The following is a 22,276-nucleotide window of genomic DNA, read 5'->3' on the forward strand; positions in this document are numbered from 1 at the left end:
TCCAGCCGATGGCGAATTTCGCCAAGCCGAGCGCCCCGCGCTTCAGCGTGGACGTGTACCAGAACGAGTTCCTACCCGAAGGCGGGCGGGACGTCCACGCCATCGTCACCGTCACCGCCACGGGCGGCGGCAGCGTCACCCGCGGGACGCCCGCCGACGGCACGGCCGCCGTCGTGATCATGGTCGACTGCTCGGGTTCCATGGAGTACCCGCCGGAGAAGATGCGCGGCGCCCGCGAGGCCACCGCGGCGGCGATCGACACCCTGCGCGACGGCACCGCCTTCGCGGTGATCGCCGGCACGCACGTCGCCAAGGAGGTCTATCCCGGCCAGGGCCGCCTCGCCGTCGCCGACCCCGCCACCCGCGCCCAGGCCAAGGAGGCGCTGCGCGGCCTCGGCGCCGGCGGCGGCACCGCCATCGGCACCTGGCTGCGCCTGGCCGACGGCCTGCTGCGCGGCTCCACCGCCGCCATCCGGCACGGCATCCTGCTGACCGACGGACGCAACGAGCACGAGGAGCCGGCCGTCCTGCGCGCCACCCTCGACGCCTGCGCGGGCCGCTTCACCTGCGACGCCCGAGGTGTGGGCACCGACTGGGAGGTGAAGGAGGTCACCGGCATCGCGAGCGCCCTGCTCGGCTCCGCCGACATCGTGGCCGACCCGGCCCACCTCACCGAGGACTTCACGCTGATGATGGAGAACGTCATGGGCAAGGAGGTCGCGGACGTCTCGCTGCGCCTGTGGACCCCGGTCGGCGTGGAGATCCAGTACGTCAAACAGGTCGCTCCCACCGTCCAGGACCTGACGGCCCGCCGCACCGACACGGGCCCGCGCGCCGGTGACTATCCGACCGGGTCGTGGGGTGACGAGTCCCGCGAGTACCACGTGTGCGTACGCGTCCCCGGAGCAGCCGTCGGCCAGGAGATGCTCGCCTCCCGCGTCACGCTCGTCCGGCCGGCGACGGGCGGCGAGCCCGAGGCCGTCCTGGCCCAGGGCCTGGTGCGCGCGGTGTGGACGAACGACCTGGCCGCTTCGACCGCCATCAACCCGCAGGTCGCCCACTACACGGGGCAGGCGGAGCTGGCGCAGGCTATCCAGCAGGGCCTCGAAGCCCGCAAAATGGGCGATGTCGATGGTGCTACGGCCAAACTCGGACGGGCCGTACAACTGGCGAGCGTCTCCGGCAACGCCGACACGGCGCGGCTGCTGTCGAAGGTGGTGGATGTGGTGGACGCGGTGGCAGGTACTGTGCGGCTGAAAGCGAAGGTTGCCGACGCCGACGAGATGACTCTCGAAACACGTTCGACGCAGACCGTCCGAGTGAAGAAGTTCTGAGAGCCTCCCGCGGTGCCGCGGGGAGAAGAAGGGGGAAGAGCCGCCATGCCGACCTGCCCGAACGGGCACCAGTCCGCCTCCGACGACTGGTGCGAGGTCTGCGGCCACCGCATGGGTACCCCAGAGGGACCCCCCGCGGTGCCTTCCTACGGCTACGGCTTCCCCCCGACCGCCGGTGAACCGACCGCCCAGGCCGAGCTGTGCCCGCAGTGCCGGACCCCGCGCGAGGCCATGGCCCCGTTCTGCGAGGAGTGCCGGTACAACTACCTGACGCGCTCCGCGACCTCGTACGCGTCGCCGACCACGGACCCGGGGCCGCCGGCGCCCGGCGCCGGTACCGGTGCGGGTGCCCCTGCCGGGCCCCGTCCCGGCAGCCCGCCCCCGCCGCCCGTGCCCGCGCCGGGGACGTACGCGCAGGACCACTTCGAGTACCAGGGCTCTCGGCCGTCCCGGGTCAACCGGCCGGCCGAGCCGCTCCAGCGCGAGGACGACTGGATGCTGTCGCCTCCGGCGCACGAGCCGCCGCCGGCCTACCAGCAGGCTCCGCAACCCCAGTACCAGCAGCAGCCCCCGCCGCCGCACCAGCGGCAGGAGTACCAGCAGGAGTACCAGCAGCAGCCCCAGACGCCGCCGTACCAGCCCCTCCCGCCGCAGGGCGGGTCCTGGACCGCGACGATCGGCCCGGACCGCTCGTACTTCATGGCGATGATGCAGCGCAGCGGCCCCGAGGCGACCGGGCTCAACCTGCCCGCGTACTCCCCGGAGCAGCACCTTCCGCTGTCCGGCGGCCAGATCACCATCGGCCGCCGCCGCGCCTCCACGGGCGAGTCCCCGGACATCGACCTGTCGGTGCCCCCGGAGGACCCGGGCGTCTCCCACCAGCACGCGGTGCTGGTGCAGCAGCCCGACATGAGCTGGGCGGTGGTGGACCAGAACTCCACCAACGGCACCACCATCAACGGCGGCGAGGACCCGATCCAGCCCTACGTCCCGGTCCCGCTCGCCGACGGCGACCGCGTCCACGTGGGCGCCTGGACCACGATCACCATCCGCCGCGGCTGATCACAGCTGCCCCAGGGGCCATACGTAGGGCCCCTGGGGGTCGTCCAGCCACGACCACTGGCCCTCCGGACCGACGGAGACCCCGAAGCGTTCGCGGCCCGGGCGGCCCTCGCTGCGCCACAGGTCCAGGGCCTCGCGGGGGTGCAGTACCCCGGCGGTCAGCACGAGCATGAACTGGAAGCGCTCGTTCTCAACCAGCTCGTACGGGAGCCCGCGCACCATGGCCATCCGGTCGGGCGGCGGTACGGCCGAGGCCCCGCGCACCGGGACGAAGTACGCCGCGGTGTGCAGGAAGCGGCCCTCCGCGAAATCGGCGTCCCGCACCGTGAGGGCGATCAGCCCGGTCGACAGCGGAGCGAGGATCCGCGCTCCCGGCCGGCACTGGCCGAGCCAGGCGTGCGGGACCAGCGGGAGGGTGCAGGTCACCAGGATCCGGTCGAACGGGGCCCTGGCGGGGCAGCCGCGGGCGCCGTCCCCGGTGACCACGGTCGGGTGGTAGCCGAGGTGGGCCAGGTGGGCCCGGGCGGACTCGGTGATCTCCTCGTCCAGGTCCACGGTGGTGACGTGCTCGTCGCCGAGGCGGTGGCTGAGCAGGGCCGCGTTGTAGCCGGTGCCCGCGCCGATCTCCAGGACGTCGTCGCCGTCGCGCACGTCGAGGGCGGCCAGCATCTTCGCCATCAGGGAGGGCTGGCTGCTGGAGGAGACCAGCCTGCCGTCGCGCAGCCGGGTCGCGAGCGGGGCGTCGGCGTACACGCCGCGCAGCCAGCGGGCCCGCTGCGCCGGGTCGGGGTCCTCGGCCCAGAGCCGTTCTTGGCCGGCGCCGCGGTCGGTCCAGAAATAGGGGACGAAGACGTGCCGGGGCACGGCCGCGAAGGCCGCCCGCCAGCGCGGGTCGTCCAGTACGCCGGCCGCGGTCAGCTCCCGCACCTGGGCGGCGTGCGCGGTCTCCCGCAGGTCCCGCGTCTCGGTCCCTGCGCCGTCTGCACCCTGTGCGCCGTGTGCGGTGTGTGCGCCCATGCCTCCACTGTCCTGCGCCCGGCCGTCAGGTGCGACGCGAAGGGCCCCCGGGCGGTGCCGGGCGTCTGAGACGATGGTCGGGTGAATGAGATTCCGCGGGGCAGCCTTCAGGAGCAGACCTTCTACGAGCAGGTGGGCGGCGAGGACACCTTCCGTCGCCTCGTGCGGCGCTTCTACCAAGGCGTCGCGGAGGACCCGCTGCTGCGCCCGATGTACCCGGAGGAGGACCTCGGTCCCGCCGAGGAGCGGTTCGCGCTGTTCCTGATGCAGTACTGGGGCGGTCCGACCACCTACAGCCAGCACCGCGGCCACCCGCGCCTGCGGATGCGGCACGCGCCGTTCCAGGTGGACTCGGCGGCCCACGACGCCTGGCTGAAGCACATGCGGGTGGCGCTGGACGAGCTCGGTCTGGCCCCGGAGCACGAGGCACAGCTGTGGAAGTACCTGACGTACGCCGCCGCGTCGATGATCAACACGGCAGGCTAGCGGGGACACCCCTGGAACGAACCCGCGGGCCGGCCGGCGCACGGGGCCCGCGGGGCGCACACGGGTCAGACCGGGCTGACCTGGAAGGCGCCGAGACCGCCGGTGGCGCCGGGGCGGCGGGTGGCCACGGAACCGTACGGAGTGCGCAGCCGCAGCCAGCTCCCGGCGGCGAGCAGCGCCACCGGGTCGGGGGCGGCGCCGGGCGCGGGGGCGGACACGGCGGCCCGTACCGGCCGCAGGAAGCCCAGGGACTGAGCGGCGTGCGCGACGCGCAGCGGAAGCTCGGTGTCGCCCAGGGAGCGGGACCAGATCTCGCGGCCGATGCGGTCGCGCTCGGAGCGGGTCCGGTGCTGCGCGGGCAGGGCCGCGTCGCGGGCCCGGAACTCGGCGACGGACGCCGCCAGGACCTGCGTGATCGCCTCGGGGCCGGGCAGCCCCGGCAGCTGCCGCCAGCCGCCGCGGGGCGGGAGTACCCCGGTCCACGGCGGGCCGGTGACCGGCCCGGGCACGGTGGCCTGGGCCGAGGCCTCGTCCACGGACTCCAGGAGCTCCCCGGCGGAGACGGTCACGTCCAGCGGCGTCGCCGCGGGGACGGCGAGCCGCACGGTGCGGACGGCCAGGACCTCGAAGGAGGGGGGCCGTCCGAAAACGCCGAGCGCGCCGCCGCCCGCCTGGAGGCGGACGGCGGCGGCCCGGTCGTAGTGCACCAGCCGGCCGAGGAAGGCGGCGAGGTCCGCCGCCTCCCCGGAGTCGGCGAAGCGCAGCTGCTCGATCATGCCGCGACGGCCTCGGAACGCGGCTCGTCGAGGTACTCCTCCAGGAAGTGCCTCTCCTCGGCCGTGATGCGGCGCGGCCGCCCCGCGGCGAGGTTGTAGGGCACGACCACGGTCTCCGCGCGCACGTAGACCGTCTCGGGCCTGTCCTCGGTGGCCTCGTCCTTGACCTCGTAGCGGATGGTCAGGGAAGCGGCGCCTATGCGGGTCACCCACGACTCGATGAGGACCGGCTCGTGGCGGTGCACGAGGGGCAGCTTGTAGTCGATCTCGTGGCGGGCCACGACGGATCCGCCCGTGAAGGACTCGCTGCCCTCGCCCGGCGCGAGGCGGAACATGAAGTCGATCCGCGCCTCCTCCAGATAGCGGAGGAAGACGACGTTGTTGACGTGCCCGAAGGCGTCCATGTCCGCCCAGCGCAGGGGGCAGCGGTATTGGTGTCTGGCCATGGCCGTGACCTCAGCCCTCAGCCTCGGGTGAGCTTCTTGTAGGTGGCACGGTGCGGACGGGTCGCGTCCGGGCCGAGCCGCTCGATCTTGTTCTTCTCGTAGGACTCGAAGTTGCCCTCGAACCAGAACCACTTCGAGTCACCCTCGTAGGCGAGGATGTGGGTGGCGACCCGGTCCAGGAACCAGCGGTCGTGGGAGACGACCACGGCCGCACCGGGGAACTCCAGCAGCGCGTTCTCCAGCGAGCCCAGGGTCTCGACGTCGAGGTCGTTGGTGGGCTCGTCGAGGAGCAGCAGGTTGCCGCCCTGCTTGAGGGTCAGCGCGAGGTTCAGGCGGTTGCGCTCACCGCCGGAGAGCACACCGGCCGGCTTCTGCTGGTCCGGGCCCTTGAAGCCGAAGGCGCTGACGTACGCGCGGGACGGCATCTCGACGTTGCCGACGTTGATGTAGTCCAGCTCGTCCGACACGACGGCCCAGAGCGTCTTCTTGGGGTCGATGTTGGCGCGGCCCTGGTCGACGTACGAGATCTTGACGGTCTCGCCGACCTTGATCTCGCCGGAGTCCGGCTTCTCCAGGCCCTGGATCATCTTGAAGAGCGTGGTCTTGCCGGCGCCGTTCGGGCCGATGATGCCGACGATGCCGTTGCGCGGCAGCGTGAAGGACAGGTCGTCGATGAGGACCTTGTCACCGAACGCCTTGGAGAGGTTGTTGACCTCGACCACGATCGAGCCCAGACGCGGGCCCGGCGGGATCTGGATCTCCTCGAAGTCCAGCTTGCGCATCTTGTCGGCCTCGGCCGCCATCTCCTCGTAGCGGGCGAGGCGGGCCTTGGACTTGGCCTGGCGGCCCTTGGCGTTGGAGCGGACCCACTCCAGCTCTTCCTTGAGGCGCTTGGCGCGCTTCTCGTCCTTCTTGCCCTCGACCTTGAGGCGCTCGGCCTTCTTCTCCAGGTAGGTGGAGTAGTTGCCCTCGTAGGGGTGCGCGCGGCCGCGGTCGAGTTCGAGGATCCACTCGGCGACGTTGTCGAGGAAGTAGCGGTCGTGGGTGACGGCCACGACGGCGCCCTTGTACTGGGCCAGGTGCTGCTCCAGCCAGTTCACGGACTCGGCGTCGAGGTGGTTGGTGGGCTCGTCGAGGAGCAGCAGGTCGGGGGCCTCCAGCAGCAGCTTGCAGAGGGCCACGCGGCGCTTCTCACCACCGGAGAGGTTGGTGACGGGCCAGTCGCCGGGCGGGCAGCCCAGGGCGTCCATGGCCTGCTCCAGCTGGGCGTCGAGGTCCCACGCGTTGGCGTGGTCCAGGTCGTCCTGGAGCTTGCCCATCTCCTCCATCAGCTCGTCGGTGTAGTTCGTCGCCATTTCCTCGGCGATCGCGTTGAACCGGTTGAGCTTCTGCTTGATCGGGCCGACGCCGTCCTCGACGTTCTCCAGGACGGTCTTGGACTCGTCGAGCTTCGGCTCCTGCATGAGGATGCCGACGGTATAGCCCGGGGAGAGGAAGGCGTCGCCGTTGGACGGCTGCTCGATGCCCGCCATGATCTTCAGAACGGTGGACTTACCGGCACCGTTCGGGCCGACCACACCGATCTTCGCGCCGGGCAGGAAGTTCAGGAAGACGTCGTCAAGGATCACCTTGTCGCCGTGTGCCTTGCGCGTCTTGCGCATGGTGTAGATGAACTCAGCCAAGAGAAACCGTCCGGCAGATCGATGGTGGGCAGATACACCCCATCTTGCCAGGCGTCCATACCCCGGGGGAAACGCGTATGGTCCGGGGGCTCTGACCTGGGGTCCAGCGTCATGGCCCTCGCACGGTCCTGGTCGTCATTGGTCGCCCTGGGCCGTCATTGGGTCACCTCTGACGGCCCAGGGACGGCCCAGCATCGGACCCGACGGCCCGCCTTTGTGCAGGTGGGGGGTCACACCCACCACCGTACGGCGCCCGCCGAAACGAGCGCGTCGGCAACGGCATCCATGCCGACCACCACCACGTCGGCCCCCGCCTCGGCAAGCGTGGACAGCTTCCGGGGCTTGTTCGCGAAGCCGATACTCCGCACGCCTGCGGCCCGGGCCGCCTCGACGTCGGTGGTCGAGTCTCCGATGAGCACCAGGGCGGCAGGCTCGATGCCCAGGGTCACGGCGGCGGCGCGCAACGGGTACGGGTCCGGCTTCATGCGATCCGGCCGAAGGACGGGGCGCCCGATCACAGCATCAACGGTTCCGTCGATGCCGTGGATCATCAGGTACTCACGCACGCACTCGGCGGAGTTGTTGCTCACCACAGCCACCCGCCGGTTCGATTCCTTGGCCGCTGCGAGCGCCTGCACGGCGCCCGCCACGGGCGGCCCGGCGACCTTGACCGCAGCGACTTCGGCGGCGGTCAGCGCTGCCTCCACATCGGACAGCAGAGCCGCGCCGCCCTCCTGCGAAATCCGATGGATCTCCATCGGGTCATCGGTGGCCCGGGCACGATCCGCCAGTCCCGGAGCACGGCTCGCAACGATCTCCGCCAGGTCCAAGGCGACCTGCGGAGCGGGTAGCCCACGAAAGACGTCACAGATGGGCCCGTCGAAGTCGAAGAGCACCCCCGCTGACGCCCGAACGACATCGGCCAGAGCGTCAGAGGAGCTGGGCATCTGCGTCCCTCGCAATCGTCTCCCAGATGCTGTCGAACCACATGCGCGCCTGCTCGACCTGCTGCGCACCGCTGGACGAGTCACCGTCGTTCATCGAGTGGTGGAACAGGATCGTGTCCTTGCCCACCAGGTCGAAGATCTCGATGGTCTCGCCCTGCGCGACGACCTTGTTCGGCCGGATCGGGTAGTACCCGAAGAACGCGTCCTCGCCGTTGATCACGTAGAGCTTGAAGAACTGCGTGCCGCTGTGCACGCGGACGCTGACGCTGCTCTCCTGGACCAGACCGAGGTGACTCAGCTCGCTTATGGCGTCGGAGATGCTGCGGGTGTAGCCGACCATGATGCCGTGCATCCGGCTGCGCAGCCGGGCGTCGTCCGCGCAGTCCTCGCGCCGGACCGGGGCCGCCTGCGGCACGTCCATGTCGGGCACCAGGATCCGGATGCGGATGCTGGTCGGCGTGAGCCGTCCGACGCGGATCTTGTCCAGCGGCTCTTGAAGCGCGCCGTGCAGGGTCTCGCTGGAGAATCCCGCGAAGTCAATCGTGACGTTCTTGCTCGCGAAAGCCTGCTCGACGTAGGGCCGCAGTCCCGCCGGCCGCTCGGTGCGGCTGCGGACGAACACGCCGCTCCCCTTGCGGGACACGACGAGCCCTTCGTCTTCCAGGTCACGTAGCGCCCGCTGAATCGTGGCCCGGGCGAAGCCAAAGTGATCCGTCAGCATCTTGTGCGACGGCAGCTTCTCTCCGGGGCCGAGCTTCCTCGTTCGGATCGCCGCTCCGAGACTGCGCGCCACCTGCTCGTACGGCGGCCGGTCGTCGTCCGGGTCCAGGGGTTCAAGCGCAAAGGTCATGGCTCGATGCTACGGCCCACCTGACTATTTGAGCAGCTTGGATAGCCAGATATTGACGTGGCTAGCCAAGCTGGTTACGTTGTCCCTATGCCGACCGGGCTAGCCAAGTAAGTCAGGCTGGGACGGGTGAGCTGTGCCCTCGCGGCGCAGGTCAGAGCATCGAGGCCCGCGAAAGCGGGGCGAGGGTGGTGGGCAGCCGCGCGAATTCGGCGTGGTCCTTGGCAGCCCATACGGCAGGCGGTCTCTGCCTACAACGGGGCCCTAGCGAGCTGTTCCTTGATCCGGCAGCCGCGTCCCCGAATCGAGACCACCCCCAATCCCGCGGCCTTGCCGCGGCCGGTTGCCTCCTCCGCCCGTCCGGCGCTTCTGGGCCGTACGGGCGGGGTCGAGGGGAGCCGGCGTGCTTCCTGCTTCACCCAACGCATGCAGTGCAGCCCCCGGCGTTCCCGCGCCGAGGGCTGCTGTCGAGTCCCGTTCCTCCACAGAAGGAGCAAGACCCATGAAGTCCATCGCTGCACTTCACGACGTTGTTACCCCGTGGTCCGACGGCCTGGAGCCGTCGGCCGCGGAGCTGGACGCGATCGAAGCCGAGATGCCTGTGGTCCTGGCTGAGGTCGAGTTGCTGGACGCGCTGATCGTTCTGCTGGACCGGCCGGCGTCGGAGTTCGACGCCCGCCGGATCCGGCGGGCGCACCGGCGGGTGCTGGCGGCCCGTCGGGACGCGGCGAACAAGAGCTGCCCCGTTCCGCCGGCGGTGGCGTGATGGCTCGCGCTCACCTGTCCCACCGCAATGGCGGGTGGCGCCTGTTCGTGGCGCTGCCCGTCGGGCGGCACTGGCCGACCCACTACTTCACGGGCCCGGCCGTGCCGACCGTTCAGGAGCGCTCACAGGCGCTCACTGAACTCAACTACGCGCTCACCGACGGGGGTGAGTGGTCCTGGACCGAGGACAGCGAGCAGGTCGACGACCCGGCCTCGCCGGTCATTCTGATCGCCGTCGCACCCGTCGTTTCGATCCTGGGGGGTGCGTCGTGAGCGATGCTCATCTGCGCTCATCGGAACGTGCGTTGGCGTTCGGGACGTGGCTGATCGTGAGTGGGGCGATGCTCTACTCGATCCTGACGGTCACGCCGCTCATGGCCGCCCACACCCCGGACGCGTGGGACTGGACGGCGCCGATTCTGCCGCTTGTCGTGGACGCGGCGGTGCTCATCGTGGTCCGTCTCGACTCGGTCCTGGCCCGCCTCGGCGGGCACGGCGGGCCGTGGCCGGTGGCCCTGCGCTGGATGACCGGCGCCATGACGCTCCTGCTGAACATCGGCGCATCCGCGCTGGTGGGAGACATGGTGGGGGTCGCGGTCCACGCGGTCGCCCCCCTGCTGCTGATCGTCACCGCCGAGGCTGGCCTGGCCTACCGCCGCGCCCTGACCGCCGCCGTCCTCGCCGCCGAGGAACGCAAGCAAGCCCAGCGCGACACGGCAGCACGAGCGGCCGCGGAGCGCGAGGAAAACCGGCTGCGGGCGGAACGTGAACGCCGTGACCACGAAGCTGCGCAGGCGCGTGAGCAGCGTGAGCACGAGGCGAAACTGGCCCGGGAAGCCGACGAGCGCCGGGCCCGGATCCTCCGGGAAGAGGCCGACCGCGCGGAGGCTGCGCGGCGGGCCGAGCAGGCCGCGCGGGACGAGCGTGAGCGCCATGAGCACGAGCGTGAGCAAGCCGCGAAGGCTCGTGAGCAAGCGGCCCGCCAGGCCGCCGCCCAGCGTGCGGCCGACGAGCGTCGCCGCGCCGAGCAGGAACGGCAGGCGGCGGCGGAGCGGGCGGAGCGTGAGCGCGCCGAGCTGCTGTCCGCGGGCCCGGCCGTGGAGAAGCTCGGCGAGGTGCGGGCCCGGCAGGTTGTGCAGGCCGCGTACGCGGCGGGTCTGCCGCAGCGGCAGGCCGTCGAACTCACCGGCTGGTCCGTCGGGTGGATCGCTGCCCGCTACCAGGAACTGCGTGACCTCACCGCCCCCACTCCGCGCCCGGCCCTGGAAGGAGCCACCCCGTGAAGCTCTCCCCGAACACCGCCCCCGGCGAGCCGGACGACCTGCTGATCCGGATGCACAACCAGGTCGGCGCGGCCGTCGACGTGATCGGCACCCGGGCCTATCAGGGTTCGGGCTGGCGCTGCCACGGCTGCGGCGACCACTCCGACATGCTTGACGGTTTCCTCTTCACCCGCCGCAAGGCGAACGACCACGCCACGGCCTGCCGGGCCTCGCTCCACCGCCTCCACTGATGGCCACCCTGCCCGTCTACCCCTGGCGCCTCGCCCCCGACGGTCTCGCCACCCGCCGACAGCTGCGCGCCCTCGGCCTCCGGCCCGGCGGACAGGACGTCGCCGCGCAGCTGGAGCGGCCCCGCCGACGGCGCGGGCCGCTGGTCGCCTACCTCTACCGGATCGACCGGGCCCGCCCGGTCCGGCCCATGACCGCCCGCCGGGCCGCCGCACTCGCGAAGGCCAACGCGGCCCGCCGCTGGTGCCCCACCTGCCGCTGTGATGCCGGGTACGTGATCCCGGCCTCGCTCGGCGTGTGCACCCCGTGCGCGTACCCGAACGAACAGCGCGTCGCCTGATCAGCACGAGAGCCCGGCCGCTTCCTTCCACAGTCCCGGCCGGGCTCTCTCTCCCGTGAAGGAGCACGTTCAGCATGACCGAGACCATCACCGAACCGCAGGCTCCCTCCGAAGAAGCCACCCCCACCCCGACGCCCGCCGACACCGGCAGCCCGAAGGCCGGGAAGGAGGTGGAGCACACCCCGGGCGGCTTCCCCGTGGTGCCGCTGTCCCTGTCGGGGACGAACACCGCGGCCAGCCTGTTCGCCACGGCCGCGCTCGCCGGCGGGCCGGTCGCCGCGGCGATCGCGATGACCGGCGCCGCCGTCCTCGGCACCGCCGCCGCCCACCACCGCAACAAGAACAGCAGCAAGAAGACCCCGGCCAAGACCTCCCCCACGGCCACCAAGAACACCAGCGGTGGCCGCATCCCCGTGCAGCCTCGCACCACAACCCGAACGGGCGGCGGGGGTGGCTCCCGAAGGTCCGCAGGCGGCCGTACCAGCAGCCCCCGAGCGGACAGCCCGAGCGGCCCTGCCCGGTCCGGCGGTTCGGTCGGCAAGCACAACAAGCCAGGTAAGCCGTCGGTCCGGCAGCGCGCCGCACACGCGGCGGGTGGCCTGGCCGGTGGCCGGGCGGGTCAGGTGCAGGCGCTGCGCCAGCAGGCCCGTACCCAGTCCCCGACCAAGGCCGCGGCGCGTACGGCGGCGGTGCAGGCGCGCCGGCAGGTCGCCGACACCCGCCGCGCCGCCAAGGCCGCCGAGCGTACGGCCACCGCCGCCGGGGCGAAGACCCGTGGGCCTGCTGCACGCACCCTGGCCAAGGGCATGGGCAAGGCCGCGGCTGTCCGGGACAAGGCCGCCACCGCCACCCGCGGCGCGCGGGACCGGGCCGCTGGCCGCGCCGTCGCCAACGGCCGGGCGGGCGTCCGTGAGGCCGCGCACCGGGCACGGGTCGCGCAGCTCAAAGCCCCTGCGCAGAAGGCGGCGCGTAAGGCGCTGCTGCGTTCCGCAGTCCGTTTCCAGGCCCGCCGGGTCCTCGCCGCGGCCCTGGGCGGGGCGCTCGGCCTGCTGGGGATGGTGACCACGCCGCTGGGCCGGAAGCTCAGTTGGGCGTGGCTGCAGCACCCCGGCCGCCGCCTCTACCGCTTCCTCCTCGGCCGCGCCCGCGCCGAGCGCGAGGACCGGGACGCCGGCATCCGCAACGGGCTTGAGGACGCCGAACGGGCCGCCGAGGAGCAGGCGGACGCCGAACTGGAGCAGGACATCGAAGGCGATCAGCTCGGCGAGCGTGCCGAGCGGCCGGACGCCATGACCCCCGCATCACCCACTGGTGAAGGAGCACAGCTGATGGACAGCAGCACGTCTGGGTTCAGGTTCGAGGAACTGGCCGCCGAGATGGAGCAGGCCGCGCAGGCCTACGAGCCCGAGAACGCCATGGAGATCCTCGCCATGGTCGAAGGCCTGCCCGAGGCCCTGGCCTCGATCGCGAACATCATGCGGATCCTCGCCGAGCGCTCCGACTCCGAGTTCCCGCTGGAGAAGGAGGTCGCGGACGGGTTCGCCGACATCTACGGCGCCCTCAACTCCGCCACCGCCGTCGCCGAGGACCTGGGGCCGGTATTCCGGCAGGCCCACGAGGCCGACATCGCCCGCCACGAAGACCCCCGCAACGGCCCCGACGCCGAGAAGGGATGGAACGTCTGATGGCTGCCAAGACCAAAGCCAAGGCTGTCGAGCACCGGGGGCTCGCGCTGGACTGGGCCGCCGGCCACGGGCCCATCACCGGTGCCCTGTCCGCAACCACGGGCGCGTACGCGGTGGCCACGGTCGGCACCCTCGCCCACATGCCTCCCGGGTGGGCCCTCGCGATCGGCGCCGTGGGCGCGATCGGGCACACCGCGTCGGGGCTGCGGCAGAAGCTGGCCGGGCGCACCGTCACCTCCCGCGCGGCGTCCTGGCTCCTCGGATCCGGCTGGACCACCTGGGCGCTTGCCACCGGCCCGCTGGAGTGGACCAAGCTCGGCGCCCTCGCCGTCTTCGGCGTCGGCATGGGCGCCGCCGCCCGCTCGGTCGGCTTCTACGAGGAAGCCCGTGAGCTGGAGGCCATCGCCGCCGCCGAGCGTCAGGTCGCCCGCGAACTCTCGGCCGAACGCCGGGCGATCGCCGCGGAGTGGGTCGACCGGGTTCAGCGGGTGTGCGGGCTCACGCTGCGGATCCTGGCGGTGGAGGTCTGGCCGACGAACACCGGCTTCACCATCGACGCCGAACTCCCGCCCGGCGGGGCCACGTGGCACAAGGTCGCCCAGTACAACGCCGCCCTCTCCGCGGATGCCCGGCTGCCGAACGGCTGCACCGCCGCCGCATCCGCCGGCATCAACCAGGGCCGGGTCCTGATCGACGTCACGACCGTCAACGTCCTCGCCGAGGACATCGCCTACCCGACCGACTACGGCCCCCTGTCGGTCCACACCGGCCTACCGCTGGGCGTGCGGACCGACGGCCGCCCGGCGGACGCGTTCCTGCGCGAGCAGTGCGCGATCGCGGTCGGCCCCACCGGATCGGGCAAGACCAACTTCGTCCACACCTTCATCGGGGCCGTGGCCCGCGCCGAGGACATGCTCGGGTGGGTCATCGACCTCAACGCCGGATCCGCTGGCCTGCCCTGGGTCCGCCCCGCCATGCAGCCGACCGACAGCGGGCAGGCCGTCCGGCCCGGCATCGACTGGCTCGCCTCCACCCCGGAGGAAGCCCACCGGATGCTCGATGCGGCGATCGCGATCGCCAAACGCCGCAAGGTCGCCTACCAGCAGCTCATGGCCGACGCCGACACCGACCTGCTCCCCATCAGCCCGCGCATCCCGCAGATCGAGCTGATCATCGACGAGGGCGCCGAGATCCTCGCCAGCAACGACAGGGCCATGAAGGCACTCGCGGCGAAGATCCTCGAAGTCATCCGGATCTCCCGCGCCATGGGCCTGCGCACCTTCCTCACCGCGCTCGGCGCCACCGGGACCGTCCTCGGCAACCTGATGATCCGCCGCGAAGCCAAGGTCCGTATCGCCCTGACCGGTGGCGAGAAGGAGGGCATGGACCTGGCCAAGCTCTTCCCCGGCCGCCGCGGCCTCAGCATCGAGCAAGCCCCCTACAAGGGCTCCGGCTTCCTCGGCACCCCCGAGGCCCCGGCCGCCCTGTTCAAGTCCTGGCGGATCAAGCCCGCCCAGATCCGCGACATCGTCCTGGCCACCTCCGACCGACACCCCCGCCTGGACGACGTCTCCGCCAAAGCCGCCGGGCCCGACTACGCCCGCCGCTGGGACGCGGGCCGCACCGCCTGGATCAACGACCACACCCCCGACGACACCGGCACCACGCACGACACGGCAGCGACGTCGACGCCGGCGGGTGGGCTGAACCTGAGTGCCCACCGGCAGACCGCCGTGGCCACGTCGGACGAGGAGCGGCTGGCCGAGGCCTTCCGCGCGCAGATCGACGCCCAGTTCGCCACCGCCCCCGACCCGGAAACGGAACCCACCCCGGCGCCGAAGGCAGCCCCGGGCGGGCTGAACCTGTCCGCGCTGCGCGGGGAGCAGGACAACGCCGCCCGCCAGGCCGCCCTCGCCGTCCTGGAGGCGGCCGGGCCCGAGGGCACCGGGGCATCAGCGATCGCCCGAGCCCTCGCCGACGCACACGGAACGAACCGGCAGACGATCAGCGGGTGGCTCCAGGAGTGGGCGGATGAGGGACTAGCCGTGCGGGTCGGGACGGGCACCAAGACCCGCTACGTCCACCACACCCACACCCCCGACGCATGACCCCTTGTCGCTTCGGCCCCCGCCCGCAAGGGCCCTTCCCGGACCTCTGGAGGGCCGGAAACGGGCTTTGACCTCGGGGGCGACAAGCGACAAGACAAGCGACAAGACAAGGCACGCGACAAGCGGGACGACAAGCCACACGACAAGCACGCGACAAGCCGCACGGGCACCACACCTCAACGTTTAGGTGTGGTGCCCGTCCCGTTGAAGGGACCGCGTTGTGCACACCGAACCCCACCAGCCGCTCACCCCCGCCACCCGCTACGGCAACCCCATCCACCGACCCCGCCCGGTCCAGCCGCACACCATCCTGCTGCCCCAGGACATCCCGCCCGGCGTGGACTGGGTGACCCTCCCCAACGGGGTCCACACCCTCGCCTACACCCACCCCCACCCGGGACCGACTCCCGAACCGGAACCGGTCCGGGAATCGATTCCTCGGTGGGCCAAGACCACCGCGCTTCTCGCCCCGACCCTGGGCGGCGGGATCGCCGCGGCCGGGTTGGGAATCTCCTACGCCGCACCCGGAGTCCTCGCCATGGCCGAAGCCCTCTGGGCCACCGTCGCCCTCATCGCCGCCGGCGCCCTCGCCCCGCTCCTCCTCCGCACCCCCCGCGGCCGGGTTGGGCGGGGTGCGGGGCCGGTGCAGCACATCACCCAGAACATCACCGCGACCGGAGTCTTCGGCCGCGCCACCGGCACCCTCAACAACCGCTGAAAGGCCTGCCCGTGAACCAGCCCCTGCCCGAGCGCATCGCCGACGCGGCCGCGCTCCTCACCGGCACCCGCACCGTCCGCTGCCCGCACCCCGAATGCCGCGTGTCCGTCCGCTACCGCCACGTCACCCCCGACGAGGCCAAGCGGCTGACCGACCTGGCCACCGACCACACCCGCCACTGAACACACGAGGGCGGCCCCGTCTCGGCAAAGTCCGGGCCGCCCTCATCCACAACCCGTCAACAGATCTGTGGAGGACTCCAGCATGACTCAACCCACCCCCTCCGCGCAGCTACGCGCGGCCCTCGACCTCGCCGAGCGGGGCATCCCCGTGCTGCCGTTACGAGAGAGCAAGGGCCCCATGGGCAACTGCCGCGCCTGCCGCAAGAACGCCTGCGGCGGCCGGCCGAACATGAAGACCCCCGGCCCCTGCGCGTGCGCGGCGCCGTGCCACGCATGGGCCGCCGCCACCACCGACCCGGCCGTCCTCACGTCGATCGCCTGGGCCCCGGCCTGGCGGCAGGCCGCGGCCGTCGCGTACCACCCCGGCGGTACCGGCCTCACCGTGGTCGACCTCGACAACGTCGAGGCGGTCGCATGGGCCTGGCAGAACCTCCCCAGCACGCGGACCGTGTCGAGCACCCGCGGGGAGCACTGGATCTATCTGGGCACCATGACCTCGCGCAATGCCGTACGGCCGGGCGTCGACATCAAGTCCCTGATGTCCTACGCCCGCTGGCTCGGCCCCGGCAGCGGCACCATGGCCCCGCTCCCCGACGCCGTACGCGCGCTCGCCGTGAAGGAGCCCACCCCGGTCCGGCGGACATCGAGCCCCGCTAGTGGTTCGGCGCCGGCCGGTGGCGGGCAATGCCCGCACCGCTCGCCCGCCTACCTGGAACGCGGCATCGCCATGGCGGAGCAGCGGATCGAGGACGCCCCGGACGGCATCCACAGGACCGTGTACCGGATGTTCCTCGCGGTGCTGTCCGCGCACGGCCGGTGCGGCTGCCTCACCGAGACGCACATCGGCCGCCTGTTCACCGCCGCGCAGACCAGGGGCGAGTCTTTGCGGCACTGCGAGGACGCCTGGACCAACGCCCGCACCCAGCTGGGGATGTGACCGTGACCGACGAGGACAAGACCCCGGCACGGCAGATCATCACCGACTACGCCCAAGACCACTTCCGGTACTTCCGCACCACCGAAGGCACCGTCTACGCGCAGAAGAACGGCCACCCCGTCGCCCGGCCCATCCGCTCCCAGGGCACCACCGGCAGCCACCGGCAGGAACTCATGGTCGGCCTCTACAACGACGGCAAAGGCTCCTTCAACGGCTCCGCCCTCAAGGAGGCATTGGACTTGATCGAAGCACTCGCCCTCAGCCAGGACGTACAAGCCACCCACATCCGCGTAGCCCCCGGGCTCGACGGAGCAACGTGGCTGGACCTGGGCCGCGACGACGGCCAGTCCGTCCGCATCCACCCCAACGGCTGGGACATCCTCACCCCCGACCCGCGGGAAGTGTGCTGGCGGCGCACCCAGCTCACCGGCGAACTCCCCCTCCCCGAGAAGGACACCGACGGCAAGGGCATCGACGCACTGCTGCGCCTGTGCAACTTCGCAGGCGCCGAGAGCGAGTGCCTCGCCATCGCGTGGCTCATCGGCTGCCTGGAGCCGTCCGTACCCGTCCCCGCCCCGTTCCTCACCGGCCCCCAGGGCGCCGGCAAGTCCACCGGCGGCCGGATGCTCGTGCGGATCATCGAAGGCATGAAGGGCGACCTGCGCCGGGCACCGAAGGACGAGGAAAACCTGATCACGGCCGTCGCCGCCGGATGGGTCACCGCCCTGGACAACCTCTCCCACCTGGCGCCGGACCTGTCGGACCTGATGTGCTGCATCGTCACCGGCGCCGAGAGCGTCAAACGCGCGCTGTTCAGCGACGGAGACGTCTACCTCTCCCGCTACCGCCGCCCGCTCCTGCTGACCGGCATCGACGTCGGAGTGATCCGCCCCGACCTCGCCGAACGCCTCCTTCCCCTCCGCCTGGAGCGGCCCCGCGTACGCAGGACCGAAGCGGAGCTGTGGGCGGAGTACGAGAGCAAGCTGCCGATCATCCTCGGCTCACTGCTGGACCTGACCGTCAAGGTCCGCGCCACGCAGGCCGACATCCCCACAGACCTGCGGATGGCAGACTTCGCCCACCTCTGCGCCCAGCTCGACGCGGCCACCGGCCTCGCGTCCCTGACCGCGTACCGGGCGACCCTGGACGACCTCAACGACGACGTGATCGAGGGCGACCTCCTCGCCCAGACCGTCCTCAAGCACGCCGCCGGCCTCACCCCCGGCGAGGAAGTGCGGATGACCTCAGCCGAGTGGCTGCACGCCCTCACCCAGCTCTACACCGGAGACGACTTCCGGCCCCTGCCCAAAGGCTGGCCCACCACCGGCAAAGTCCTCTCCGACCGCCTCAAGCGACTCCAGCCCACCCTCGCCGCCCGCGGCGTCCTCGTCGACTGGGGCCGCACCAAAGCCGCCCGCTACATCGAAATGACCCGCCCGGCCGCCCAGCCGTCGCAGCAGCAGGTGGAAGCGTTCTAACCCGCGCCCCGGGCTCGCTCCCGCACGAGCAAGAAGAGCACCCGGCGCCCGGCGGCGCGTGCACCCGGCGCCCGGCGGCGCGTGCTCCTCTTGCTGTTCCGGCGGCTCGCCGCCGCTGCAAGGGTCGTGCCGCGCAGCGGCCCCGCTCTTCACGCTCGAAGGCGCACCGCACCACAACAGACACGCCCCCCCTTTTTCCTAAGAAGGGAAGGCCTGCGTCACCCGCGTCACCCCCAGCCACAAAACCGCCAGCGACCTGCGAATACGCGGGTGACGCAGACGGCCCACGGCTGCGTCATCCCGCGTCACCTGCGTCACCGCCCCGCGTCACCCGATGACACAGGTGACGCAGACCGGTGACGCACACCCACCCCTTACGTCACCCAAAACCACAGGTCAGAGCACTGAATGACGTAAGTGACGCGGTGACGCAGAAATCAGAACCTCGGACAGATACGGGCCCACCCAACCCGCCGGAGGAGCAATGCCCGCCCAGAGCGACCCCCGCGCCATCCTGCGCGCCGGCCTCCCCGACCGATACCTGAATCCCGACGACATCGCCGAACTCTTCGACGTGCCGGTGGAGACCGTCTACCAGTGGCGCAAGAAGCGCACCGGTCCGCCTGGATTCCGCGTCGGCAAACACCTCCGCTACGACCCCGCTGACGTCTACGCCTGGATCGCCGAGCAGAAGCGCGCGGACCTCAGCCAAGCCGCCTAACCACCATCCGATCACGAGGGCGGGCCCAACAGGGCCCGCCCTCAGCGCTTCCCCAGAAAGGCCCTCACGTGGCAGGCCACATCCAAGACCGCTGGTACAAGACCGAGACCGGGCCCGACGGCAAGACCCGGCGGGTCAAGACCGACCGCTACGGCACGGGCATGCGCTACCGCGCCCGGTACGTCGGGCCCGACGGCACCGAGCAGTCACAGAGTTTCCCAGATCGGGAGAAGGGCCGGGCCGAGAAGTGGCTCACCCGGATCAAGGCCGACATGGACTCAGGGCAGTTCTTCGACCCGAAGGCCGGACGGATCACCTTCCGCGAGTACGCCGAGAAGTGGCTCGGCGGCCTGACGACCGACATCGTCAGTCAGGAGGCGGTGAAGAGGCGGATTCGCCTACACGCCGTCCCCCATCTGGGCACACGCCCCATGGGGTCGTTCAAGCCCGAGCACGTACGCGCCTGGCTAAGCAACCTCACGACATCGCTCCCCAACGCGACCTACCGGCGCGCCATCTACGACTCCGTGTCCTCTCTGTTCAACGCGGCCAAGGACGACGGTGTCATTCGGTCGAACCCTTGCCACGCCCAGTCGGTTAAGGCGCCGGAGCCTGCCCCACGGCTGGTCCAGCCGTGGTCTGAGAAGCGTGTGTTGACTGTCCGGGCCGGTCTGCCCGACCGCTTCGCCGCAACGGTGGACGTCGGCGGTGGCTGTGGCCTGCGGCAGGGTGAGATTTTCGGTCTGGATCGAGAGAACATCGACGCCGCGACGGGGTGGCTCTACGTCCGGCAGCAGGTCAAGCGCGTTGGCGGGAAGCTCGTGTTCGCGCCGCCGAAGCGAGGCAAGCTCCGCGACGTGCCGTTGAGCCCCGTGACTGCTGCGGCCCTCAGTGCCCACATGGAGCGCTTCCCGCCGGTCGAGGTGAAGTTGCCTTGGAAGACTCCGGACGGGCCGCTGGTGGCCCGCCAACTCGTCTTCACGAGCGCTGTGGGGCATGCCATCTGGCGCAGCTACTTCGATGACCACGTGTGGAAGGCCGCCCTCGCGTCCGCCGGCGTCATCCCGCCTCGGGAGCGGGGCAAGCGGTACGCTGCGGCGCCGGACGACGGGATGCATGCCCTGCGGCACTTCTACGCGTCGGTGCTCCTGGACAGCGGTGAGAGCATCAAGGCACTGAGTGTGTACCTCGGCCACTCGGACCCCGGCTTCACCCTCCGGATCTACACGCACCTGATGCCGAGCAGCGAGCAGCGGACGCGCTCAGCTGTTTCGGCGGTCTTCGGCGGCCCTCGGAGCGCCCCCGAGGCGGCCTGACGGCCCACAGACGGCCCACAGCCCAACAACGGCCCCTGGTCGGCGGTTCCTCCGCAGGTCAGGGGCCCTACAGCAGCCCCAGTTCGCCAGAAACACCCCATCTTGCCAGGCGTCCATACCCCGGGGGAAACGCGTATGGTCCGGGCCCTTGTCAGCCAGGGCTCGGTAGGAGCCGTTCCGCGGCTCCGCCGCCTGCGGCGCCCGCGGTCAGCCCGAGCGGAAGGCGACCCGGACCGTCGAATTCGCCGGGAGGACGACAACGCTGCCGTCGGACAGTGACCAGTTCTCCGGGATCAGGAACATCCGGCCCTTCTGCTCGGCCAGGAGGCGCAGGCCCTCGTAGCGGAAGCGGAAGCGCTGGCCGGTGCCGGCTGTGGCGGGCAGGATGGTTTCGCGAACCTGGCTGTGAGGGATGTAGAGGCGTTCCGTGGTGTCGATCGTCACCGTGGGGCGCAGCCGCAGGTGGGCGGCCAGATATTCGGCGTCGTCGAAACCGTGGCTCTTCGCGTACTCGTGGGCCGCCCAGAACGAGGCCAGGGCGACGAGCGCCAGCACGAGCGCGACCGCCGCCTTCTCCCGCGCCACGGGGTAGTCGGCGGCGGCGAGTTTGAAGGACAGCACGCGGCTGTACAGGAGCACTACGAGGCCTGCGCTCAGCAGGAGCGGCGTCTGCATGGCGCCGGCGCCCCACACGCCGAAGCCGCCCAGCATGCCGAGCAGGAACAGACCGCCGCCGCACGCCGCGAGGGCCGCGGGGAACAACCGGATCGCGAAGGGAGGCGGGGTGTCTCTTTTCCCCACGGCTACGGCCGCGTAGTAGATCAGGGTTCCCACCAGCGCGACGAGGAGCGCGGTCGCGACCGGCAGGTAGAGGGCTGAGGCGCTGCGCAGCGCGTAGTCCTGGGTCGAGAAGCCGAGGGTGGCGGAGTCGACGCCGAAGTAGTTGTAGAAGGCGCTGGTGTACGAGACACCGAAATAGAGCAGCAGAGCTCCGATGAAGGTGGTCGGAGCGGCGATGGTGGCGAGGGTGTTGACCCAGTCACGCCGGGGTGGGGGCGACTCTCCGGCGTCGTCGTCGGCCATGCGGTCCCGGTCCCTTCTCCTGCCGTGACTCGGATGGACTCGCCGAGCTCATTGCTCCGTCCTGTCGGACGGCGTCCCGTCGGGGGTGGGGGTCGGTTGACCGGGATCCGGCGGACTGGTGTCCGGCTCGGGCTCGGGCGACGGCGAGATATAGGCCGACATGACGTCGGTGTCGGTGTCGGTCTCGCCGCCGTCGTCGCTGAGGGTCACACAGATGTGGCGCGGGCTGGAGGTGGCCTCTACGGACGCGAAGGAGAACTCGACCTCCTCCGTGCCTTCGGGCGCCAAGCTGACCCGGCGGCTCGGGGGGTCGGCGGGTCTGCTCGTTTCACCGGGGGTGCAATCGACCGCGCTGACCGTCCCCTCGTACGCGACCGCCGACGGATTGGTCACCATTTTGATGTATGCAGGCCAGTATCCGTCGAAGTTGTCGGACAACCGGCCGGCCCGGTTGAAGCCGCCTTCCTCCTGCTCCCGTCTCCGCCGTTCTTCCCTTTCCTCATCCGTCTCGGCGGTCGCGGTCCCGTCCGAGGGCTCCGAGGGCCGGCCCGAGCTGACGTCGGTGTCGGGCCGGACCGACGGGGACGGTGATGGGTCGGCCCCGGAGGAGCAGGCGGCCAGGATTCCGGCGGACCACAGCATCGCAATGGTGCGCAGCGCCCCCCGCGGTCCGCGGCCGCGGTGTTCTTTGCCGTTCGGCACTGGGCCTCCCGATCCGGCGTCGTCCTGGCCGCCGTCAGGAAAGGGCGGGTGCAGGAGCGATGCTCTCGACAGCCTTCGGGTGAGAATATTCCGGCGCATTACGGAACAGAACCGCTGTGTGGGTACATTTCGC

24 protein-coding genes are annotated in these 22,276 nt (G+C 71.2%); 16 read left to right on the plus strand and 8 right to left on the minus strand.

Annotated elements, in window-relative coordinates; genetic code table 11:
• Positions 1 to 8 precede the first annotated feature (8 nt).
• A complete protein-coding gene (locus ACFWFZ_RS13250) occupies positions 9 to 1,334 on the plus strand; it encodes a VWA domain-containing protein (RefSeq protein WP_387121032.1) in 1,326 nt (441 codons plus the stop codon).
• Between the two features lie 45 nt (positions 1,335 to 1,379).
• On the plus strand, positions 1,380 to 2,396 hold the full coding sequence (locus ACFWFZ_RS13255) for an FHA domain-containing protein (protein ID WP_387121034.1): 1,017 nt from the start codon (positions 1,380 to 1,382) through the stop codon (positions 2,394 to 2,396).
• On the opposite strand, the gene ACFWFZ_RS13260 is transcribed toward ACFWFZ_RS13255, so the two are convergent.
• Positions 2,397 to 3,413: a methyltransferase domain-containing protein gene (locus ACFWFZ_RS13260; RefSeq protein ID WP_387121037.1), complete on the minus strand. Its 1,017-nt coding sequence runs from the start codon at positions 3,411 to 3,413 to the stop codon at positions 2,397 to 2,399.
• A gap of 81 nt (positions 3,414 to 3,494) precedes the next feature.
• Here ACFWFZ_RS13260 and ACFWFZ_RS13265 point away from each other — a divergent pair, with 81 nt between their 5' ends.
• Complete coding sequence (locus tag ACFWFZ_RS13265) at positions 3,495 to 3,899, plus strand: globin (protein WP_387121040.1); 405 nt, start codon at positions 3,495 to 3,497, stop codon at positions 3,897 to 3,899.
• Positions 3,900 to 3,964: 65 nt separating this feature from the next.
• On the opposite strand, the gene ACFWFZ_RS13270 is transcribed toward ACFWFZ_RS13265, so the two are convergent.
• The 5 genes from ACFWFZ_RS13270 to ACFWFZ_RS13290 all read right to left on the minus strand — a co-directional run bounded on the left by ACFWFZ_RS13270 (position 3,965) and on the right by ACFWFZ_RS13290 (position 8,600).
• Positions 3,965 to 4,675, minus strand: a complete 711-nt coding sequence (locus tag ACFWFZ_RS13270; RefSeq protein WP_387121043.1) for a hypothetical protein — start codon at positions 4,673 to 4,675, stop codon at positions 3,965 to 3,967.
• A complete protein-coding gene (locus tag ACFWFZ_RS13275) occupies positions 4,672 to 5,121 on the minus strand; it encodes a thioesterase family protein (protein ID WP_030840593.1) in 450 nt (149 codons plus the stop codon). The genes ACFWFZ_RS13270 and ACFWFZ_RS13275 overlap by 4 nt, the downstream gene beginning before the upstream one ends.
• 17 nt (positions 5,122 to 5,138) lie before the next feature.
• Entirely contained in the window at positions 5,139 to 6,803 is a 1,665-nt protein-coding gene (gene ettA, locus ACFWFZ_RS13280) for an energy-dependent translational throttle protein EttA (protein ID WP_075970303.1), read from the minus strand.
• 230 nt (positions 6,804 to 7,033) lie between these two features.
• Positions 7,034 to 7,699, minus strand: coding sequence for an HAD family hydrolase (locus tag ACFWFZ_RS13285; protein WP_387121048.1), 666 nt, complete (start codon positions 7,697 to 7,699; stop codon positions 7,034 to 7,036).
• A 34-nt stretch (positions 7,700 to 7,733) separates the two neighbouring features.
• Complete coding sequence (locus ACFWFZ_RS13290; RefSeq protein ID WP_387121051.1) at positions 7,734 to 8,600, minus strand: GntR family transcriptional regulator; 867 nt, start codon at positions 8,598 to 8,600, stop codon at positions 7,734 to 7,736.
• Positions 8,601 to 9,099: 499 nt separating this feature from the next.
• Here ACFWFZ_RS13290 and ACFWFZ_RS13295 point away from each other — a divergent pair, with 499 nt between their 5' ends.
• From ACFWFZ_RS13295 to ACFWFZ_RS13355, 13 genes are all read left to right on the plus strand, one after another.
• Positions 9,100 to 9,363, plus strand: a complete 264-nt coding sequence (locus tag ACFWFZ_RS13295) for a DUF6284 family protein (RefSeq protein ID WP_387121054.1) — start codon at positions 9,100 to 9,102, stop codon at positions 9,361 to 9,363.
• Positions 9,363 to 9,635: a DUF6303 family protein gene (locus tag ACFWFZ_RS13300; protein ID WP_387121057.1), complete on the plus strand. Its 273-nt coding sequence runs from the start codon at positions 9,363 to 9,365 to the stop codon at positions 9,633 to 9,635. The genes ACFWFZ_RS13295 and ACFWFZ_RS13300 overlap by 1 nt, the downstream gene beginning before the upstream one ends.
• On the plus strand, positions 9,632 to 10,645 hold the full coding sequence (locus tag ACFWFZ_RS13305; RefSeq protein ID WP_387121060.1) for a DUF2637 domain-containing protein: 1,014 nt from the start codon (positions 9,632 to 9,634) through the stop codon (positions 10,643 to 10,645). The genes ACFWFZ_RS13300 and ACFWFZ_RS13305 overlap by 4 nt, the downstream gene beginning before the upstream one ends.
• Positions 10,642 to 10,875 carry a hypothetical protein gene (locus ACFWFZ_RS13310; protein ID WP_387121063.1) on the plus strand — a complete coding sequence of 78 codons (234 nt, stop codon included), beginning with the start codon at positions 10,642 to 10,644 and terminating at the stop codon, positions 10,873 to 10,875. The genes ACFWFZ_RS13305 and ACFWFZ_RS13310 overlap by 4 nt, the downstream gene beginning before the upstream one ends.
• Positions 10,875 to 11,213 carry an RRQRL motif-containing zinc-binding protein gene (locus tag ACFWFZ_RS13315; protein WP_387121066.1) on the plus strand — a complete coding sequence of 113 codons (339 nt, stop codon included), beginning with the start codon at positions 10,875 to 10,877 and terminating at the stop codon, positions 11,211 to 11,213. Before ACFWFZ_RS13310 ends, ACFWFZ_RS13315 begins: the two co-directional genes overlap by 1 nt.
• Positions 11,214 to 11,287: 74 nt before the next feature.
• Positions 11,288 to 12,898, plus strand: a complete 1,611-nt coding sequence (locus ACFWFZ_RS13320) for a hypothetical protein (protein WP_387121069.1) — start codon at positions 11,288 to 11,290, stop codon at positions 12,896 to 12,898.
• Entirely contained in the window at positions 12,898 to 15,006 is a 2,109-nt protein-coding gene (locus tag ACFWFZ_RS13325; RefSeq protein WP_387121072.1) for a hypothetical protein, read from the plus strand. The genes ACFWFZ_RS13320 and ACFWFZ_RS13325 overlap by 1 nt, the downstream gene beginning before the upstream one ends.
• Before the next feature lie 220 nt (positions 15,007 to 15,226).
• A complete protein-coding gene (locus ACFWFZ_RS13330) occupies positions 15,227 to 15,724 on the plus strand; it encodes a hypothetical protein (RefSeq protein WP_387121074.1) in 498 nt (165 codons plus the stop codon).
• 11 nt (positions 15,725 to 15,735) lie between these two features.
• Positions 15,736 to 15,906, plus strand: coding sequence for a hypothetical protein (locus tag ACFWFZ_RS13335; RefSeq protein WP_387121077.1), 171 nt, complete (start codon positions 15,736 to 15,738; stop codon positions 15,904 to 15,906).
• 82 nt (positions 15,907 to 15,988) lie between these two features.
• Positions 15,989 to 16,843 (plus strand): bifunctional DNA primase/polymerase, encoded by an 855-nt coding sequence (locus tag ACFWFZ_RS13340; protein WP_387121080.1) that lies wholly within the window; start codon positions 15,989 to 15,991, stop codon positions 16,841 to 16,843.
• Positions 16,840 to 18,321, plus strand: a complete 1,482-nt coding sequence (locus ACFWFZ_RS13345; protein ID WP_387121083.1) for an ATP-binding protein — start codon at positions 16,840 to 16,842, stop codon at positions 18,319 to 18,321. Before ACFWFZ_RS13340 ends, ACFWFZ_RS13345 begins: the two co-directional genes overlap by 4 nt.
• A gap of 484 nt (positions 18,322 to 18,805) precedes the next feature.
• Positions 18,806 to 19,042 carry an AlpA family transcriptional regulator gene (locus tag ACFWFZ_RS13350; protein WP_030760740.1) on the plus strand — a complete coding sequence of 79 codons (237 nt, stop codon included), beginning with the start codon at positions 18,806 to 18,808 and terminating at the stop codon, positions 19,040 to 19,042.
• 68 nt (positions 19,043 to 19,110) lie between these two features.
• Positions 19,111 to 20,358, plus strand: coding sequence for a tyrosine-type recombinase/integrase (locus tag ACFWFZ_RS13355; protein ID WP_387121087.1), 1,248 nt, complete (start codon positions 19,111 to 19,113; stop codon positions 20,356 to 20,358).
• A 207-nt stretch (positions 20,359 to 20,565) separates the two neighbouring features.
• On the opposite strand, the gene ACFWFZ_RS13360 is transcribed toward ACFWFZ_RS13355, so the two are convergent.
• Together ACFWFZ_RS13360 and ACFWFZ_RS13365 are read right to left on the minus strand one after the other, a co-directional pair.
• A complete protein-coding gene (locus ACFWFZ_RS13360; RefSeq protein ID WP_387121090.1) occupies positions 20,566 to 21,441 on the minus strand; it encodes a hypothetical protein in 876 nt (291 codons plus the stop codon).
• Positions 21,442 to 21,489: 48 nt separating this feature from the next.
• Entirely contained in the window at positions 21,490 to 22,143 is a 654-nt protein-coding gene (locus tag ACFWFZ_RS13365) for a hypothetical protein (RefSeq protein WP_387121093.1), read from the minus strand.
• Positions 22,144 to 22,276 lie beyond the last annotated feature (133 nt).

The organism is Streptomyces sp. NPDC060232, from assembly GCF_042726555.1.
Taxonomy (GTDB): Bacteria; Actinomycetota; Actinomycetes; order Streptomycetales; family Streptomycetaceae; genus Streptomyces.

Coding starts and splice junctions, on each gene's coding strand:
- ACFWFZ_RS13250 (WP_387121032.1), top strand. CDS start 9: ATGGCGAATTTCGCCAAGCCGAGCGCCCCGCGCTTCAGCGTGGACGTG.
- ACFWFZ_RS13255 (WP_387121034.1), top strand. CDS start 1,380: ATGCCGACCTGCCCGAACGGGCACCAGTCCGCCTCCGACGACTGGTGC.
- ACFWFZ_RS13275 (WP_030840593.1), bottom strand. CDS start 5,121: ATGGCCAGACACCAATACCGCTGCCCCCTGCGCTGGGCGGACATGGAC.
- ACFWFZ_RS13320 (WP_387121069.1), top strand. CDS start 11,288: ATGACCGAGACCATCACCGAACCGCAGGCTCCCTCCGAAGAAGCCACC.
- ACFWFZ_RS13290 (WP_387121051.1), bottom strand. CDS start 8,600: ATGACCTTTGCGCTTGAACCCCTGGACCCGGACGACGACCGGCCGCCG.
- ACFWFZ_RS13300 (WP_387121057.1), top strand. CDS start 9,363: ATGGCTCGCGCTCACCTGTCCCACCGCAATGGCGGGTGGCGCCTGTTC.
- ACFWFZ_RS13270 (WP_387121043.1), bottom strand. CDS start 4,675: ATGATCGAGCAGCTGCGCTTCGCCGACTCCGGGGAGGCGGCGGACCTC.
- ACFWFZ_RS13360 (WP_387121090.1), bottom strand. CDS start 21,441: ATGGCCGACGACGACGCCGGAGAGTCGCCCCCACCCCGGCGTGACTGG.
- ACFWFZ_RS13260 (WP_387121037.1), bottom strand. CDS start 3,413: ATGGGCGCACACACCGCACACGGCGCACAGGGTGCAGACGGCGCAGGG.
- ACFWFZ_RS13315 (WP_387121066.1), top strand. CDS start 10,875: ATGGCCACCCTGCCCGTCTACCCCTGGCGCCTCGCCCCCGACGGTCTC.
- ACFWFZ_RS13325 (WP_387121072.1), top strand. CDS start 12,898: ATGGCTGCCAAGACCAAAGCCAAGGCTGTCGAGCACCGGGGGCTCGCG.
- ACFWFZ_RS13340 (WP_387121080.1), top strand. CDS start 15,989: ATGACTCAACCCACCCCCTCCGCGCAGCTACGCGCGGCCCTCGACCTC.
- ACFWFZ_RS13350 (WP_030760740.1), top strand. CDS start 18,806: ATGCCCGCCCAGAGCGACCCCCGCGCCATCCTGCGCGCCGGCCTCCCC.
- ACFWFZ_RS13295 (WP_387121054.1), top strand. CDS start 9,100: ATGAAGTCCATCGCTGCACTTCACGACGTTGTTACCCCGTGGTCCGAC.